Here is a 15,656-nt window from a genome sequence, read left to right on the forward strand (position 1 = left end):
TCCGGTTATACACTGTCGCAAATTGCCGGAGCCGAAAATGAAAGACTGGCTGGACGAGATCAAGTGGGACAGTGACGGCCTGGTGCCGGCCATTGCCCAGGACTACAAGACCGGGCGCGTGCTGATGATGGCCTGGATGAACCGCGAGGCCCTGAGCCTGACCGCCGCCGAGAACCGCGCCATCTACTGGTCACGTTCCCGTGGCAAACTGTGGCGCAAGGGCGAAGAGTCCGGGCACGTGCAAACCCTGCATGAGATGCGCATCGACTGCGATGCCGATGTGGTGATCCTCAAGGTCGAGCAGATCGGCGATATCGCCTGTCACACCGGCCGTCACAGCTGCTTCTACCGCGTGTTCCAGAACGGCAAGTGGAAGACCGTCGAGCCCGTGCTCAAAGACCCGCACGCTATCTATTCGGCAGGACACTGAACATGAGCGATACCCTCAACCGTGTGGCCCAGGTGCTGGAAGACCGCAAAGGCGCGGACGCCGACAGCTCCTACGTCGCCAGCCTGTACCACAAGGGTCTGAACAAGATCCTGGAAAAACTCGGCGAAGAATCCGTCGAGACGATTATTGCGGCCAAGGACGCGCAAATCAGCGGCGACTGCAGCGACGTGATCTACGAAACTGCCGACTTGTGGTTCCACAGTCTGGTCATGCTCGCCCAACTGGGGCAGCATCCACAGGCAGTGCTTGATGAACTGGACCGTCGCTTCGGCTTGTCCGGGCATGCCGAAAAGGCCTCGCGCCCGTCCGTCTGACCAACTTTTACAGAGGAATTGCAGCATGGGCATTTTTGACTGGAAACACTGGATCGTCATTCTTGTGGTCGTTGTGCTGGTGTTCGGCACCAAGAAACTGAAAAACCTCGGCACCGACGTCGGTGAATCGATCAAGGGCTTTCGCAAGGCCATGAACGACGACGAAAAGCCTGCCGACCCGGCCGTCAATCCGGTGCCACCGGCGCAGCCTGTACACCCGCAGGCCACTCAGCCGATCACTGAACGTCGCACCTTCGACGTGCAGGCCGAGCACGTCAAAGAGCAGAACCAAAAAGACTCGTGAGTACTGAATAATGTTTGGTATCAGCTTCTCTGAACTGCTGCTCGTCGGCCTCGTGGCCCTGCTGGTACTGGGGCCGGAACGCCTGCCCGGTGCCGCGCGCACGGCCGGCCTGTGGATCGGGCGCCTGAAACGCAGTTTCAACGCCATCAAACAGGAAGTTGAACGGGAAATCGGCGCCGACGAGATTCGCCGGCAACTGCACAACGAACACATTCTGTCGTTGGAGCAGGAGGCACGGAAGATTCTCTCGCCGGTGCAGGAAACGCCCAAGCCGGTCGAGCCTGTGGCCGAGCATTCGATTGCTCCGCCCGCCGCACCCGCGCCTGCACCGGTCGCTGAACCCGTGCACGCCGTCGAGCCTGCGCCCACTGCGCCCGTGACCCCGACCGAACCCGCGCCGACACCTGCCGTGTCGCCCGCGCCCCACGACCCTACATTGCCGCCGCGAGCCCCATGAGCGCTGATAAACCGGAAACCGACCAGCACATGCCACTGGTCTCGCACCTCACCGAGTTGCGCACCCGCCTGCTGCGCTGTGTCGCGGCGATCTTCATCATCTTTGCCGGGCTGTTTGCCTTCACCCAGCAGATCTACACCTTCGTCTCCACGCCGCTGCGCAATTACCTGCCGGCCGGCGCGACGATGATCGCCACCGACGTGTCATCGCCGTTCCTCACGCCGTTGAAGCTGACGATGATGGTTTCGCTGTTCCTGGCGATCCCGGTGATCCTGCATCAGATCTGGGGCTTTATCGCGCCGGGCCTGTACAAGCATGAAAAACGCATCGCCGTGCCGCTGCTGGTGTCGAGCATCCTGCTGTTCTATACCGGGATGGCTTTTGCCTACTTCCTGGTGTTCCCGCTGATCTTCAAGTTCTTCGCCGCCGCCACCCCGGCCGGTGTGGAAATGATGACCGACATCACCAGCTACCTCGACTTCGTGATGACGCTGTTCTTCGCCTTCGGCGTGGCCTTCGAAATCCCGGTGGCCGTGGTGCTGCTGGTGTGGATCGGCGTGGTCGACGTCAAATACCTGAAGAAAATCCGCCCGTACGTGATCATCGGCTGCTTCGTGGTCGGCATGATCCTGACCCCGCCGGACATCTTCTCGCAGACCCTGCTGGCCGTACCCATGTGGATGCTGTTCGAGATTGGCATCCTGTTCGGCAGCCTGGTGAGCAAGCGTGGCGATCACCCGGATGACCAACCCGCCGACGACGACCAGCCGCCAGCGACCCAGCCGTGAACCTGCTGCTGCTTGAGGAGGCCGACTTTATCGCGGCCGACCGGGTGGTGCTGCGTGATCGGCGCCTGGTGCATATGCAGGAAGTCCACCGTGCCGCCGTAGGCGACAGCCTGCGGGTCGGACGGATTGGCGGGTTGATGGGCAACGCGCAGTTGCTGCGCCTGGAAGCCCGGGAAGCCGAACTGGAAGTGACCTTCGACCAGCCGCCACCGGCCAAACTGCCCCTGACCCTGCTGCTGGCCCTGCCCCGTCCGAAAATGCTGCGCCGGGTGCTGCAAACCGTGGCGTCCATGGGCGTGCCGCGGGTGGTGCTGGTGAACAGCTATCGCGTGGAAAAGAGCTTCTGGCAGACGCCGTTCCTGGAGCCGGAAGCGATTCGCGAGCAATTGATCCTCGGCCTGGAACAGGCCCGGGACACGGTGCTGCCCGAGATCGTGATCGAAAAGCGCTTCAAGCCATTCGTCGAAGACCGCCTGCCCGCCATGGCGCAAGGCACCCTCGGCCTGATTGGTCACCCCGGCGACTATCCGCCCTGCCCTCGCGGGCTGGATGAGCCGGTCACCCTGGCCATCGGGCCGGAAGGCGGCTGGATTCCCTACGAGGTGGACCTGCTGGCCAAGGCCGGATTGCAGCCGGTGCAACTCGGCGCGCGCATCCTGAGAGTCGAAACCGCCGTCACCGCGCTGCTCGCCCGCCTTTTCTAACACCGCCCTCTCCTGTAGGAGCGAGCTTGCTCGCGAAAAACTCAAGGACACCGCGCTCACTCAGAATGCCCGCGTTATCGTTGACGACCTTCGCGAGCAAGCTCGCTCCTACAGAAACATCCGAATCTGCCGATACGCTCTGAATAAGTCCAAGCCTTGTTCCAGGGGAGTTCGCAGCATGTATCGTTGGTTAGCCGAGAAACTGGGGAATGTCAGCGTCAACCGCAAGCTGAGCATAGGCTTCGGCCTGGTATTGGTCCTGACCCTATTGATCACCTTCACCGGCTGGACCGGCCTCAGCGGCGTGATCAGCCGTGGCGACAAGCTGGGCTACATCTCCAGCCTCAACGGGCTGACCAAGGACCTGCGCCTGGCGCGACTGGACTTCGAAATGCGCCGTGGCGAACAAGGCACCAGCGCGGTCAACGACCTGATCACCCAGCTGGACAGTGGCCTGAAAACCGCCGCAGACCTGATCGAGCAACCCGACGACAAGCTCGTGGTAGAGCAGCAACAGGATGCCTTGGGCCAATACAAAAAAGCCTTCGGCGCCATGGTGCAGGCCGGCCTCAAGCGTGAAGGCGCCCGCAGCAAACTGGGCGATACCGCCGACAACGCCGTCGCAAAAATCAACGAAGTGGAAAAATCCCTGCTGCAAGGCGACAGCGTCACCCTGTTCAACAGCGTGGTCGACCTGAGCAAACTGATCCAGCAAGCGCGCTTCCAGGTGCGCGGCTACACCTACAGTGGCAAGGTCGAGGCCGAACAACCGGCGCTGGATGCCATCGACAACGCCCTGAAGAAAATCACCGACCTCAACGACCAGTTGCCCGAGCAATACCGGGCCAACCTGCAAGAGGCGAGCGTCTCGCTGCAGGCCTACCGCGCCGCCGTGAGCCAGTACCGCGACTCTCAGGTGGCCAGTGCCGCCGCGATGAAAATCATGGGCGAGCAGGGCGATATCCTGCTCGACCGCAGTAACAAACTCACCACTTCGCAAACCGTGGTGCGTGATACCGATGCCGCCCACGCCAAGAACCTGCTGTTACTGGCCACCGCCCTCGCGCTGGCGTTTGGTGTACTCGCCGCCTGGGCCATTACCCGGCAGATCGTGATTCCACTGAACCAGACCCTCAAAGTCGCCGAGCGCGTGGCGTCCGGCGACCTGAGCCACAACCTGATCTCCCTGCGCCAGGATGAACTGGGGCAGCTGCAACGGTCGATGCAAAGCATGACCGTGGGCCTGCGGGAGCTGATTGGCGGTATCAGCGACGGCGTCACCCAGATCGCCAGTGCCGCCGAGCAGCTATCGGCCGTTACCGAGCAGACCAGCGCCGGGGTCAACAGCCAGAAGGTCGAGACCGACCAGGTGGCCACCGCCATGAACGAAATGGCCGCTACCGTGCAGGAAGTCGCCCGTAACGCTGAAGAAGCCTCGGAAGCCGCCGTAGCCGCCGACCAACAGGCCCGTGAAGGCGACAAGGTGGTCGGCGAGGCCATCGCCCAGATCGAGCGCCTGGCCAGCGAGGTGGGCAACTCCACCGAAGCCATGGGCCATCTCAAGCGTGAGAGCGACAAGATCGGCAGTGTGCTGGACGTCATCAAGTCGGTGGCCCAGCAAACCAACCTGCTGGCCCTTAACGCAGCGATTGAAGCGGCGCGCGCCGGTGAGGCCGGACGCGGTTTTGCGGTGGTTGCCGATGAAGTGCGCAGCCTGGCCCAGCGGACGCAGAAGTCCACCGAGGAAATCGAAGAGTTGATCGTCGGCCTGCAAAGCGGCACCCAGCAGGTGGCGACCATCATGGACAACAGTCGCGGCCTGACCGACAGCAGCGTCGAGCTGACCCGTCGGGCCGGCAACGCCCTGGAGAACATCACCCGTACCGTCTCGGCGATCCAGGCGATGAACCAGCAGATCGCCACCGCCGCCGAGCAGCAAAGCGCCGTGGCCGAAGAGATCAACCGCAGCGTGCTCAACGTGCGGGACGTTTCCGAACAAACCTCGGCGGCCAGCGAAGAAACTGCGGCTTCCAGTGCCGAGCTGGCGCGCCTGGGGGTTTACCTGCAAAGCCTGGTAGGTCGCTTCAAGGTCTGACCCGCTTGCGGCGGCCATCAGGGCCGCCGCTCCGACAATATGTGAAATTTCCTACGCGTTTTTCAGGTCGTGGATCACACACCTGGCGCCGAATAAAAGTAGCGTTTCAACTCCCCTGACCATTGTTGGCCGGACGCTTGAGACGCTCCTTTTGATTCGTTGGAGGTTCACCATGTTTCGTCCACTGACCCGCCTGCTCGGAAACATCAGCATCAGCCTCAAACTTGCCCTGGGCTTTGGCCTGGTGCTCAGCCTCAGCCTGATCATCGCCTCTACCGGCTGGCAAGCCTTGAGCGCATCCCTCGAGCGCTCCCAAAAACTCACGCTGCTCTCGCAATTGGCAGTCGTCGGCGAAGAGTTGCGCGCTGATCGCATCGTCTATCGCACCCTTAACGACCCGGCCAGCCTGTCCAAAATAGAGCTGCACATGGACAAGATCGACCAGTTCCTGGTGGATCTTTCCCCGCGATTTACCGACCCGGTCAACCAACAACAGCTGCAGGAAAGCCGACGCTTCGTCACCAGCTTCAAGACCGCCTTAAGCGGCCTGGAGGGGCTGATCAAGCAACGTGAAAACGCCCGTGAACAGCTCAAGCGCAGCTCAGTCCAGAGCAGTGACAGCCTCTCTGAACTGTCGAGCAACCTGCCCAATCAAGACGATGAAAAGGCTCTCGATGCCGTGGAACAATTGCGCCAGGCCCTGGAACAAGCCGAAGACCGCGCCCAGAGCCCCGCCTGGGCCGCTGCGTCATTGGACGCCTATGCCAAGGGCGTGGGTGATGCGCTACTGGCCCTGGATGGCGCCCAGGCGGCGGTAGGCGCGCTGCCGGTTGACGCCAGCGCCCTGAAAAAAGTCCTGCTCGATTTTCGGACTCACCTGACACGCCTCAAGGACGCCCAACTCAGCGCCGAAACCACCCAGAACCAGCTTGAACAGTGGCTGGATCAATTGCTCACGGAAAGCGACCTGCTGAGCCAGGACCAGACCGCCAAGCGTGACAACGAAGCCAGCCTCGCCCGCACCCTGCTGCTCAACGTTACTGCAGCGGCGCTGTTGCTCGGCGTCGTGGCCGCCTGGTTGATCGCCGGCCAGATCGTCGCGCCGCTGCGCCAGGCCCTGTCCGTGGCCAACCGGATTGCCGAAGGTGACCTGAGCCACGACATCCAGGCCTCGCGCCAGGATGAACTGGGGCAGTTGCAGCGCAGCATCGGGCAAATGACCCTCAACCTGCGGGGCTTGATCAGCGGCATCGGCGACAGCGCCCAGCAGATCGCCAGCGCCGCCGAGCAACTCTCGGCGGTCACCGAGCAAACCCGCGACGGGGTCGACGGCCAGAAGCAGGAAACCGAACAGGTGGCCACCGCCATGAACGAGATGCTCGCCACCTCCCAAGAAGTTGCGCGCCATGCCGAGCAAGCGTCGCTGGCTGCTGCCGAGGCCGACCGGCAGGCGGGCCAGGGCGATCAGGTGGTGGCTGAGGCCATTACCCACATCGAGCACCTGGCTCAGGAGATGGCTCGTTCAAGCCAGGCCATGCAAGGCCTGCAACAGGAAAGCCGGAAGATCGGCAGCGTGCTGGAGGTGATCAAGTCGGTATCGGAACAGACCAACTTGCTGGCCCTCAACGCCGCGATCGAGGCGGCCCGCGCAGGCGAAGCCGGCAGGGGGTTTGCCGTGGTCGCCGATGAAGTGCGCAGCCTGGCACAACGCACCCAGCAGTCGGCCGAGGAAATCGAGGAGTTGATCAGCGGCCTGCACCGGGGCACGCAGCAGGTGGCCGACATCATGGACAACAGTCGCAGCCTCACCGACAACAGCGTGCAACTGACCCGTCGCGCAGGAGACGCACTGGCGGGTATCACCCGTACCGTGTCAGTGATTCAGGAGATGAACCCGCAGATTGCCGCTGCCGCCGAGGAACAAACCGCAGTCGCCGAGGAGATCAATCGCAGCGTGTTGAAGGTCAAGGATGTGTCGGAACAGACCTGGGCCGCAAGTCAGGACACTGCGGCGGCCAGTGTCGAACTGGCGCGCCTGGGGGCGGATTTGCAGGTGTGGGTGGGCAAGTTCAAGGTCTGAAAAAACCCACGACCAACGCTATCCTGTGGCGAGGGAGCTTGCTCCCGCTGGAGTGCGCAGCGCTCCTATCTTTTTTGGGAGCCGCTACGCAGCCCGGCGGGAGCAAGCTCCCTCGCCACAAGAAGGATTCTCAACGCATTTATAGAACCTGGCGCAGGAAGGCTTGGGCGCGAGGGTCCTTCGGCGCATCGAAGAATTGCGCCGGGGCGGCGTCCTCCAACAGTTTGCCGTGATCGAAGAACAGCACGCGATCAGCCACTTCCCGGGCAAAGCCCATTTCATGGGTGACGCAGACCATGGTCATGCCTTCCAGGGCCAGGGTCTTCATCACGTCCAGCACTTCGCCGACCATTTCCGGGTCCAGGGCCGAGGTGGGCTCGTCAAACAGCATCACCTTGGGCTCCATCGCCAGCGCACGGGCAATCGCGACGCGCTGCTGCTGGCCACCAGAAAGCCGCGACGGAAACTCGTGGGCTTTCTGGGCAATGCCGACTTTCTCCAGGAGCGCCAGGGCCTTGGCCTCGCGCTCTTTCTTGCCGCGCTTGCGCACGACTTTTTGCGCCAGGCAGAGGTTTTCCAGCACGGTCATGTGGGGGAACAGGTTGAAGTGCTGGAACACCATGCCGACTTCACGGCGGTAGGCGTTCACGTCGGTTTTCGGGTCTGCCAGTTGCAGGCCGTCGATGCTTACCGAGCCGGAATCGAATTCCTCCAGGCCGTTAAGGCAGCGCAGGAACGTCGACTTGCCGGAACCGGACGGGCCGATCACCACCAGCACTTCACCCCTGGCCACCTGCGTGGTCACGTTATCCACCGCGCGCACGACGTGGCCACGGGTGTCGAAGACTTTTACCAGATCGCGGACTTCAATCACTTTGCGCGAGCCTCCGCTCAAGCCGGCTGGCGATTTTCGACAGCGGCAGGTTGATCAGCAGGTACAGGCCTGCGACGCAGAACAGGATTTCGAACGGCGAGAACGAGGTGGTGATGACCTCGCGGCCGCTTTTGAGCAGCTCGGTAATCGCGATCACCGACACCAGGGATGTGTCCTTGACCAGGCTGATAAATTGCCCGGCCAGGGGCGGCAGCACGCGCTTGAAGGCTTGCGGCAACACCACGTGGCGCATCGACTGGCCAGCACTGAGCCCCAGGGAACGTGCCGCCTCATTCTGCCCACGGGCAATCGACTGCACGCCGGCGCGGATGATTTCCGCCACATAGGCACCGGTAAACAGCGAAAGCGCGGCGATCCCGGCGAATTCCCGGGACAGGTTGAGCACCGTGCCGATAAAGAAATAGAAAATGAAGATCTGCACCAATAGTGGCGTACCGCGCACCAGTTCGACGTAGATCGTCGACAGATCGCGTAAAGTCGGATTGTTCGACAGGCGACACAATCCGGTCGCCAGGCCGATCAACAGTCCCAGCACCCCGGACACCACCGATAGCCACAACGTAGTCCACAAGCCCCACAGCAGAGGGCCCGCAGCCCAATGCCGGGTGACGCCGACCACATCGCCCTCGGCCACGTCATCGCCCTTGGCCACTTGCAGACTGTTCTCGGCCACGGTCAGGTGCTGTTCGTTGCCCTCGTCATTACGCAGGGTGACGTCAGCCACATCGCCCTTGCGTACCAACTCGCTGACGGTGGAAATGTCCGACGCACGCTGGGATTCTTCGGCCTGGTAGACGAAGTACTGCGGCACGCGGTTCCAGCGCCATTCGTAGGACATCAGCGAGGTGGCGTAATACAACGCGCCGGCCAGGCCGACCAGCACCAGCACCGTCAGCAGGTGCCAGGGCCATTGGGCTTTTTTCTGTTTCATTACGGGTTCCGGGATATGTCGAGATCGTTCCCACGCTCTGCGTGGGAATGCCTCACTGGACGCTCAGCGTCCGCTTTGTGACGCAGAGCGTCACGGGCTGCATTCCCACGCGGAGCGTGGGAACGATCAACTCGGTATTAAGCCAACCTTATTCCATGTCCTTGAGCCACTCAGAGCTCTTGAACCACTTGTCATGGATGCGATCGTAGGTGCCGTCGTTGCGGATCTGGTGCAGGAAGTTGTTGATGAAGTTGATGCTGTCGTAGTCGCCCTTCTTCAGGCCGAACGCCAGGGGTTCAAAGGTGAACGGCTGATCAAGGAACACCAGTTTGCCGGCGCCGACCTTGTTCACCGCCACCACGTTGTACGGGGCGTCATAGACGAAGGCGTCAGCCTTGCCGTTGACCACGTCCAGAACAGCTTCCTGCTCGTTGTCATAGCCGTGGTACTTGGCTTTGGAGATCAGCTTCTTGGCCACCATTTCGCCGGTGGTGCCGAGCTTGGAGGTCAGGCGGTATTTCTCGTCATTCAGGTCTTTGTAGGACTTGATGGTGCCCTCCAGCTCCTTGCGGATCAGCAGGGTCTGGCCGACCACGATGAACGGTTCGCTGAAGTTCAGGCGCAGGTTGCGTTCCTGAGTCAGGGTCATGCCGCTGCCGATCATGTCGAACTTGTCGGTCAACAGGGCCGGGATGATGCCGTCGTAACCGGTGGAAATCGGCTCGAACTTCACGCCCATCGACTTGGCCATGGCCTTGAGGATGTCGACTTCAAAGCCGATGATTTCACCGCGTTTGTTGGTCATCTGGAACGGCATGTAGGTCGGGTCCATGCCGACTTTCAGCGTACCGCGCTTGACCGCATCATCGATGGCGCCGGCATGTGCCGCGTTGACCGCCACCAGTGCGGTGACACCCAGCAGCAGCATCGAAAGATACTTTTTCATCATCAAGTCCCCTGAACTCATTTTCTTGTGAGGTCGGCGCGCAAAAGGGCTGCACCATTTCGGGGTGCGATCCTAACTCACTCACCGCCGGGTACAAAGGTTTCGCCGGGATTTGTTGCCAAGGTATGACAGAAAAGCCCCACAACCGTGCAGAGAAAGGCATGGCTAGACACCTCGACCCACGGCCCAGCCAATTGCTTGATGTGTAAGCAGTTATGACTACCAGCCCACTTCCGCCATCCAGCCCGAGTCCTTGAACCACTTGTCATGCAGCCGATCGTAGGTGCCGTCCTGGGCCACCTGGTTGAGGAAATGATTGATCCAGTTGAGGCTGTCGTAATCGCCCTTTTTCAAGCCGAACGCCAGGGGCTCGTAGGTGAAGGGTTGCTCCAGCGCCAACAGCGCATTGTTCTGGGGCTTGGTAATGGCGATCAGGTTATACGGCGCATCATGGATAAACGCATCGGCCTTGCCCTCCACCACCTGGCGCACGCCTTCTTCAGGTGTTGGAAAACTGCGCAGCCGTGCAGTGCCGAGAAACCTTTTCGCCGCCGCCTCGCCTGTGGTGCCTTCGGCGGCCACGATCCGGTAACCGGCCTCGTTCAAGTCCTCGATGCTCTGGACCTTGTCGGCCAACCGAGGGTTCAGCAGCACGGTCTGGCCGACGATGATGAACGAGTCGCTGAAATTGAGGGTCAGGTTGCGCTCCTGCGTGACAGTCATGCCGCTGCCGATCAGGTCGAACCGGCTGGCCAGCAGGCCGGGAATCAGGTCGATATACGGTACCGAAACCAGCTCCAGCTTGACCCCCAGCGCCTTGCTCATCTCCCGAAGCAGGTCAATTTCAAACCCGACGATCCGGCCTTTCTTGTCGGTCATCTCAAAGGGCACGTAGGCCGGATTGGTGCCGACTTTCAACACACCCCGCCGAACGGCCTCATCTATGGCTCCGGCATGCGCCAGGTAACCGTGGGAAAATGTGACGATGCCGAGCAGCAGCATCGACAAATACCTTTTGATCATGAAAAAAGCCCCTGTTCCATTAAACACTCCCACACCCGGCCACGCGCAAGTTCGCGTAAGCCGCAGGCTTCGAGTCAGATTTGGGGGGCGATGCTAACCCACTCGCAGGCACGGCAATATGCCTCGGAGAAGGGTCTTTTGTTTCGAAATAACAAGGAGTTAGCGCGATGCAGCAGAAGGGAAAAACAACGTAGGACGGTTATCGCAAACGCCCCCGAGGTGGCACCTCGGGGGCGTCGGAATCAGGCCGGTTGAGCCTGGGACGACAGCGGCTTCAATGGCAGCAATGGCGCATGCGGATCGGCCTTGACCGATTCGCGCCAGGCGCTCAGCCACTCGGCGTGGCCTTCGCTCCAGACCTGCTCGTGCAAGCGTGCCAGGGCGACCGGGTCGCTGAGCAAGGCCAGGCGTTCACCGTTGTTGAGGCCGGCCGGGCCGACTTTCAACGCGTGGCGAACCCGATCAACACGCAGCCATTCAATCGGTTCCGCCTGCCCGTGACGGGAAGTTGCCAAGGCGCACGCCAGGGCGTTCTGCTGCGGATCGACCACCGCCCGCACAAAACCGTCATTGAGCGCATGCCAGCGGTTTTCGTGGGTGTACTTGTCGGTCGACAACAGCGCCTGGGGCGGATTGTATTCCTCGGGGATCAGGAACAGGCTCTCGTCGCGAGACTTGAGGCCCAGTTTGACCCGGCTGGAAATCACCGACACCGGAATCGACAGCATCAGCGAACCGACGATCGGCACCAGCCACCACAGGAAGCTTGGGTTCAACCACACCACCAGCAGCGCCCAGAAGAAGCCGAGCAGGGTCTGCGGACCGTGGCGCTTGACTGCCTCGCTCCATGGCGTGGAGTCGTCGTCACGCTGTGGCGAGTTCCAGGTCGCCGCCCAGCCGAGGAACGCGGCCAGTACGAAACGGGTGTGGAAAATCATCCGCACCGGCGCCAGCAACATGGAGAACAGCATCTCCAGCAGCATCGACAGGGTCACCTTGAACTTGCCGCCGAACTCTTTCGCGCCCTTGGCCCAGATCAGGATGATGCTCAGCAATTTAGGCAGGAACAGCAGCACGATGGTGGTGGAGAACAGCGCCACCGCCTTGTCCGGATGCCATTGTGGCCACAACGGATACAACTGGCGCGGCGCCATGAAGTACTGCGGCTCCATCAGTGTGTTGACCGCCAGCAAGGCCGTGGACAGCACCAGGAAGAAGAACCACAACGGCGCCGACAGGTACGACATCACGCCGGTGAGGAACACCGCACGGTGCACCGGGTGCATGCCTTTTACCAAAAACAGGCGGAAGTTCATCAGGTTGCCGTGGCACCAGCGACGGTCACGCTTGAGTTCGTCCAGCAGGTTCGGCGGCAGCTCTTCGTAGCTGCCCGGCAAGTCGTAGGCAATCCACACGCCCCAGCCGGCACGGCGCATCAGCGCAGCTTCAACGAAGTCGTGGGAAAGAATCGCACCGGCAAACGCACCTTTACCCGGCAACGGCGCCAGGGCGCAGTGCTCGATAAACGGCTTCATGCGGATGATCGCGTTGTGACCCCAGTAGTGGGATTCACCCAGCTGCCAGAAGTGCAGGCCGGCGGTGAACAGCGGGCCGTACACCCGGGTGGCGAACTGCTGCATGCGCGCATACAGGGTATCCATGCCCGACGCACGTGGCGCGGTCTGGATAATCCCGGCATCCGGCGTGGCTTCCATCAGGCGCACCAGGCTGGTCAGGCATTCGCCGCTCATCACGCTGTCGGCGTCGAGCACCACCATGTACTTGTAGTCACCGCCCCAACGACGGCAGAAGTCGTCGAGGTTGCCGCTCTTGCGTTTGACGCGACGGCGACGGCGGCGATAGAAGATCTTGCCGAAGCCACCGGCTTCGCGGCACACGTCGAGCCAGGCTTGCTGCTCGGCGATGCAGATGTCGGCCTCGTTGCTGTCGCTGAGGACGAAGAAGTCGAAACGGTCCAGGTCACCGGTGGCAGCCACCGATTCGAACGTCGCGCGCAGGCCGGCAAATACCCGGGGCACGTCTTCGTTGCAGATCGGCATGACCAGGGCGGTGCGGGCGTCTTTCGGAATCGGCTCGTCACCGGCACTTTTACCGGAGATACGGTATTTATCGTGACCGGTCAGCAGTTCCAGGAAGCCCATCAGCGCGGTCCAGAAACCGGCCGAGACCCAGCAGAACAGAATCCCGAACAGCACAAGGATGCTGGTTTGCAGGGCGTAAGGCAGTACCTGGGTCGCGGTTTGCAGCAGGGTCTGGTTGCGGATCTCGTCAAAGTCGACGAAGGACCAGCCCTGGTACGGCATGATGCCTTTCATGTACCAGCCGGCAACGATCGTCTGGCCGAGCATCAGCACCAGCAGGATATAGCGACGGATCGAACCGACGGTGCGCCAGCGGGCGGCCGGCAGTACGCGCTCATCCTTCGGCGGGGCCGGTGGATTCGTGCGGCCGGTCAGGCGGCGCCAGCCACGCACCAGGATATTGGTGCGCCACGGCTCAGGCACGACCTTGGTCCGACGGATCGGCGGCGTGGCCTTGAGGCAAACCCGGCCGCTGGCGTCGAGCACCAGCATTTCGGCGTCTTGCAGCTCTTCGGCAGTGTTGAGGGTCAGCCGGGCGCCTACCGATGCCTGGGCAGCGTCGGCAGGCGCGTCGAACGTGGACGATGACAGGCGCTTGTGCAATTCACTGAAGGACTCGCAGCCCGCCAGTTCGGCGCGCTGCTCATCGGTCATCGGTAGATGCGCCAGGTACTCGGCAAGAGTCTCTGGCTGGACTTGAGAATTACTCATCGGCAGGCAACTGATAGCTCCAGGTTTCGGTCAGGACTTGCTCTGTCTTGGCCTGATCCTGGGTAGGGAGTGGTGTGGCTGGGGCAGCCGCTTCCGGCTGCTTGGCGTCCTTGTCCTTGGCGTCTTTCTTGGCCGCTTTCTCGTGCTGCTTGGCCAGGACCTTGTCGGCTTTCAACACTTGGGTCGAAACCTTCTCCGGTTCCGGCTGCACGATGTCCTGAACCAGAGCAGCGCGCATTTCAGTCGGCTTGCCTGCGTCCTTGATCTTCATGCGCAGGGTCAGGCGCCAGCCTTGGGTGTGCGGGTTGTAGCGCACGCTGTTTTCAACGATTTCGGCGTTGTCGCCCACGCTGACCTGGCTGCGAACCGGTGCGTCAGCTGGCAGTTTCTTCAGGGACGGGCCCTCGAAGTCCACCAGGTAAGCCACGCTGCCGTCTGGCTGACGGATCAGGTTGGATTGCTTGACGTCGCCGGTGGAACGCAGGGTCTGCTTGACCCAGGCGCTTTCTGGCGAATGGAACTCGGCGTCTTGCAATGTCCAGTGCAGGCGGTAGGCAACGTCCAGCGGCTTGCCTGGCTCCGGCAGTGTTTCCGGGCTCCAGAACGCAACGATGTTGTCGTTGGTTTCATCGGCGGTCGGAATCTCTACCAGGTCGACGGAGCCCTTGCCCCAATCGCCTTCAGGCTCGATCCAGGCGCTTGGGCGCTTGTCGTAGTTGTCGTCGAGGTCTTCGTAGTGGCTGAAGTTGCGGCCGCGTTGCAGCAGGCCGAAACCACGCGGGTTTTCCACGGTGAAGTTGCTGACCGACAGGTGTTTGGGGTTGTTCAGTGGGCGCCAGATCCACTCGCCGTTGCCGGCATGGATCGACAGGCCGCTGGAATCGTGCAGCTCGCGACGGTAGTTGAGGACCTTGGACGGCTGGTTGGCGCCGAACAGGAACATGCTGGTCAGCGGGGCGATGCCCAGCTTGGTGACCTTGTCACGCAGGTACATCTGGGATTTGACGTCGACGATGGTGTCGGTACCCGGGCGCAGGATCAGGCGATAAGCGCCGGTGGCCCGCGGCGAATCCAGCAGGGCGTAGATCACCAGCTGTTTCTCACCCGGTTTTGGACGCTCGATCCAGAACTCGGTGAAACGCGGGAATTCTTCGCCGGACGGCAACGCAGTGTCGATCGCCATGCCGCGGGCAGACAGGCCGTAGACCTGGTCCTTGCCCACGACGCGGAAATAGCTGGCGCCGAGCATGGTCATGATTTCGTCTTGCTTGTCACCCTTGTTGATCGGGTACAGCACACGAAAACCGGCATAACCCAGCTGTTCGGTGGATTTGGGATCAAACTTGACGTCGCCGAAATCGAAGCGGGACGGGTCGTACTTGATTTCCTGAACGCTGTCGGCGGTGACTTCGTTGATTTTCACCGGTGTATCGAAATGCATACCCTGGTGGTAGAAGGACAGCTTGAACGGGGTGTTCTGATCGGCCCACTCGGCTTTTTCGTTGCGGAAACGAATTTTCTGGTAATCAGCGAATTTCATTTCGCGGAATTCGTTCGGCAAATTGCTGCGCGGAGCTTCGTACTTCTGCCCGGCCAGCTCTTTTGCCTTGGCCGACACATCATCCAGACTGAATGCCCACAGTTGACCCGCGCCGAACAGGCAAAACAGGGCAGAGCCCGTCACCAGTACGTTTCGTAACCGTTTGGCAGACAATTTTGGTGCATTACAGGGACTAACAATCACGAGCAACCCTCGCCGAAAACAGATCAAAAAACCAACGGCCAGCTATCTATATGCCAGGTTGGCGAGCATTGTTCCGACTCCCATGGGGCTAAATGATTCCCCAATGGCTAT

At 61.4% G+C, this 15,656-nt stretch carries 13 protein-coding genes and 2 pseudogenes; 9 read left to right on the top strand and 6 right to left on the bottom strand.

Annotated elements, in window-relative coordinates:
- Positions 1 to 37 precede the first annotated feature (37 nt).
- The 9 genes and pseudogenes from hisI (at position 38) to HX801_RS19325 (ending at position 7,193) form a co-directional block, all read left to right on the top strand.
- On the top strand, positions 38 to 430 hold the full coding sequence (hisI, locus tag HX801_RS19290; RefSeq protein WP_177022526.1) for a phosphoribosyl-AMP cyclohydrolase: 393 nt from the start codon (positions 38 to 40) through the stop codon (positions 428 to 430).
- Between the two features lie 2 nt (positions 431 to 432).
- Positions 433 to 765, top strand: coding sequence for a phosphoribosyl-ATP diphosphatase (locus HX801_RS19295; protein ID WP_008439273.1), 333 nt, complete (start codon positions 433 to 435; stop codon positions 763 to 765).
- A gap of 25 nt (positions 766 to 790) precedes the next feature.
- The gene (locus tag HX801_RS19300; protein WP_003209298.1) at positions 791 to 1,069 is read left to right on the top strand and encodes a twin-arginine translocase TatA/TatE family subunit; all 279 of its coding nucleotides are present in this window, start codon (positions 791 to 793) and stop codon (positions 1,067 to 1,069) included.
- Positions 1,070 to 1,079: 10 nt separating this feature from the next.
- Positions 1,080 to 1,526, top strand: a complete 447-nt coding sequence (gene tatB, locus HX801_RS19305; protein ID WP_003209296.1) for a Sec-independent protein translocase protein TatB — start codon at positions 1,080 to 1,082, stop codon at positions 1,524 to 1,526.
- Positions 1,523 to 2,314 (top strand): twin-arginine translocase subunit TatC, encoded by a 792-nt coding sequence (gene tatC, locus HX801_RS19310; protein WP_003209295.1) that lies wholly within the window; start codon positions 1,523 to 1,525, stop codon positions 2,312 to 2,314. The genes tatB and tatC overlap by 4 nt, the downstream gene beginning before the upstream one ends.
- On the top strand, positions 2,311 to 3,018 hold the full coding sequence (locus tag HX801_RS19315) for a 16S rRNA (uracil(1498)-N(3))-methyltransferase (RefSeq protein ID WP_003209293.1): 708 nt from the start codon (positions 2,311 to 2,313) through the stop codon (positions 3,016 to 3,018). The genes tatC and HX801_RS19315 overlap by 4 nt, the downstream gene beginning before the upstream one ends.
- Before the next feature lie 178 nt (positions 3,019 to 3,196).
- A pseudogene (locus HX801_RS32300) lies at positions 3,197 to 4,255 on the top strand (methyl-accepting chemotaxis protein); the annotation flags it as partial.
- Positions 4,256 to 4,399: 144 nt separating this feature from the next.
- Entirely contained in the window at positions 4,400 to 5,113 is a 714-nt protein-coding gene (locus tag HX801_RS32305; RefSeq protein ID WP_371132926.1) for a methyl-accepting chemotaxis protein, read from the top strand.
- 172 nt (positions 5,114 to 5,285) lie between these two features.
- Positions 5,286 to 7,193, top strand: a complete 1,908-nt coding sequence (locus tag HX801_RS19325) for a methyl-accepting chemotaxis protein (protein ID WP_177022528.1) — start codon at positions 5,286 to 5,288, stop codon at positions 7,191 to 7,193.
- Positions 7,194 to 7,332: 139 nt separating this feature from the next.
- Here HX801_RS19325 and HX801_RS19330 read toward each other — a convergent pair whose 3' ends face one another.
- The 6 genes and pseudogenes from HX801_RS19330 to HX801_RS19355 all read right to left on the bottom strand — a co-directional run bounded on the left by HX801_RS19330 (position 7,333) and on the right by HX801_RS19355 (position 15,545).
- Positions 7,333 to 8,067, bottom strand: a complete 735-nt coding sequence (locus HX801_RS19330; RefSeq protein ID WP_087692909.1) for an amino acid ABC transporter ATP-binding protein — start codon at positions 8,065 to 8,067, stop codon at positions 7,333 to 7,335.
- Positions 8,060 to 9,019: an amino acid ABC transporter permease gene (locus tag HX801_RS19335; protein WP_003209286.1), complete on the bottom strand. Its 960-nt coding sequence runs from the start codon at positions 9,017 to 9,019 to the stop codon at positions 8,060 to 8,062. Before HX801_RS19335 ends, HX801_RS19330 begins: the two co-directional genes overlap by 8 nt.
- A gap of 148 nt (positions 9,020 to 9,167) precedes the next feature.
- Entirely contained in the window at positions 9,168 to 9,965 is a 798-nt protein-coding gene (locus tag HX801_RS19340) for a transporter substrate-binding domain-containing protein (protein ID WP_003209284.1), read from the bottom strand.
- Positions 9,966 to 10,184: 219 nt separating this feature from the next.
- Entirely contained in the window at positions 10,185 to 10,988 is an 804-nt protein-coding gene (locus HX801_RS19345) for a transporter substrate-binding domain-containing protein (RefSeq protein ID WP_177022529.1), read from the bottom strand.
- Between the two features lie 237 nt (positions 10,989 to 11,225).
- A pseudogene (gene mdoH / locus HX801_RS19350) lies at positions 11,226 to 13,801 on the bottom strand (glucans biosynthesis glucosyltransferase MdoH); the annotation flags it as partial.
- Positions 13,794 to 15,545 carry a glucan biosynthesis protein G gene (locus tag HX801_RS19355; protein WP_008439280.1) on the bottom strand — a complete coding sequence of 584 codons (1,752 nt, stop codon included), beginning with the start codon at positions 15,543 to 15,545 and terminating at the stop codon, positions 13,794 to 13,796. The pseudogene mdoH and the gene HX801_RS19355, both read right to left, overlap by 8 nt.
- Positions 15,546 to 15,656 lie beyond the last annotated feature (111 nt).

The organism is Pseudomonas sp. G1002 (assembly GCF_013385455.1).
In the GTDB taxonomy this organism is placed as follows: domain Bacteria; phylum Pseudomonadota; class Gammaproteobacteria; order Pseudomonadales; family Pseudomonadaceae; genus Aquipseudomonas.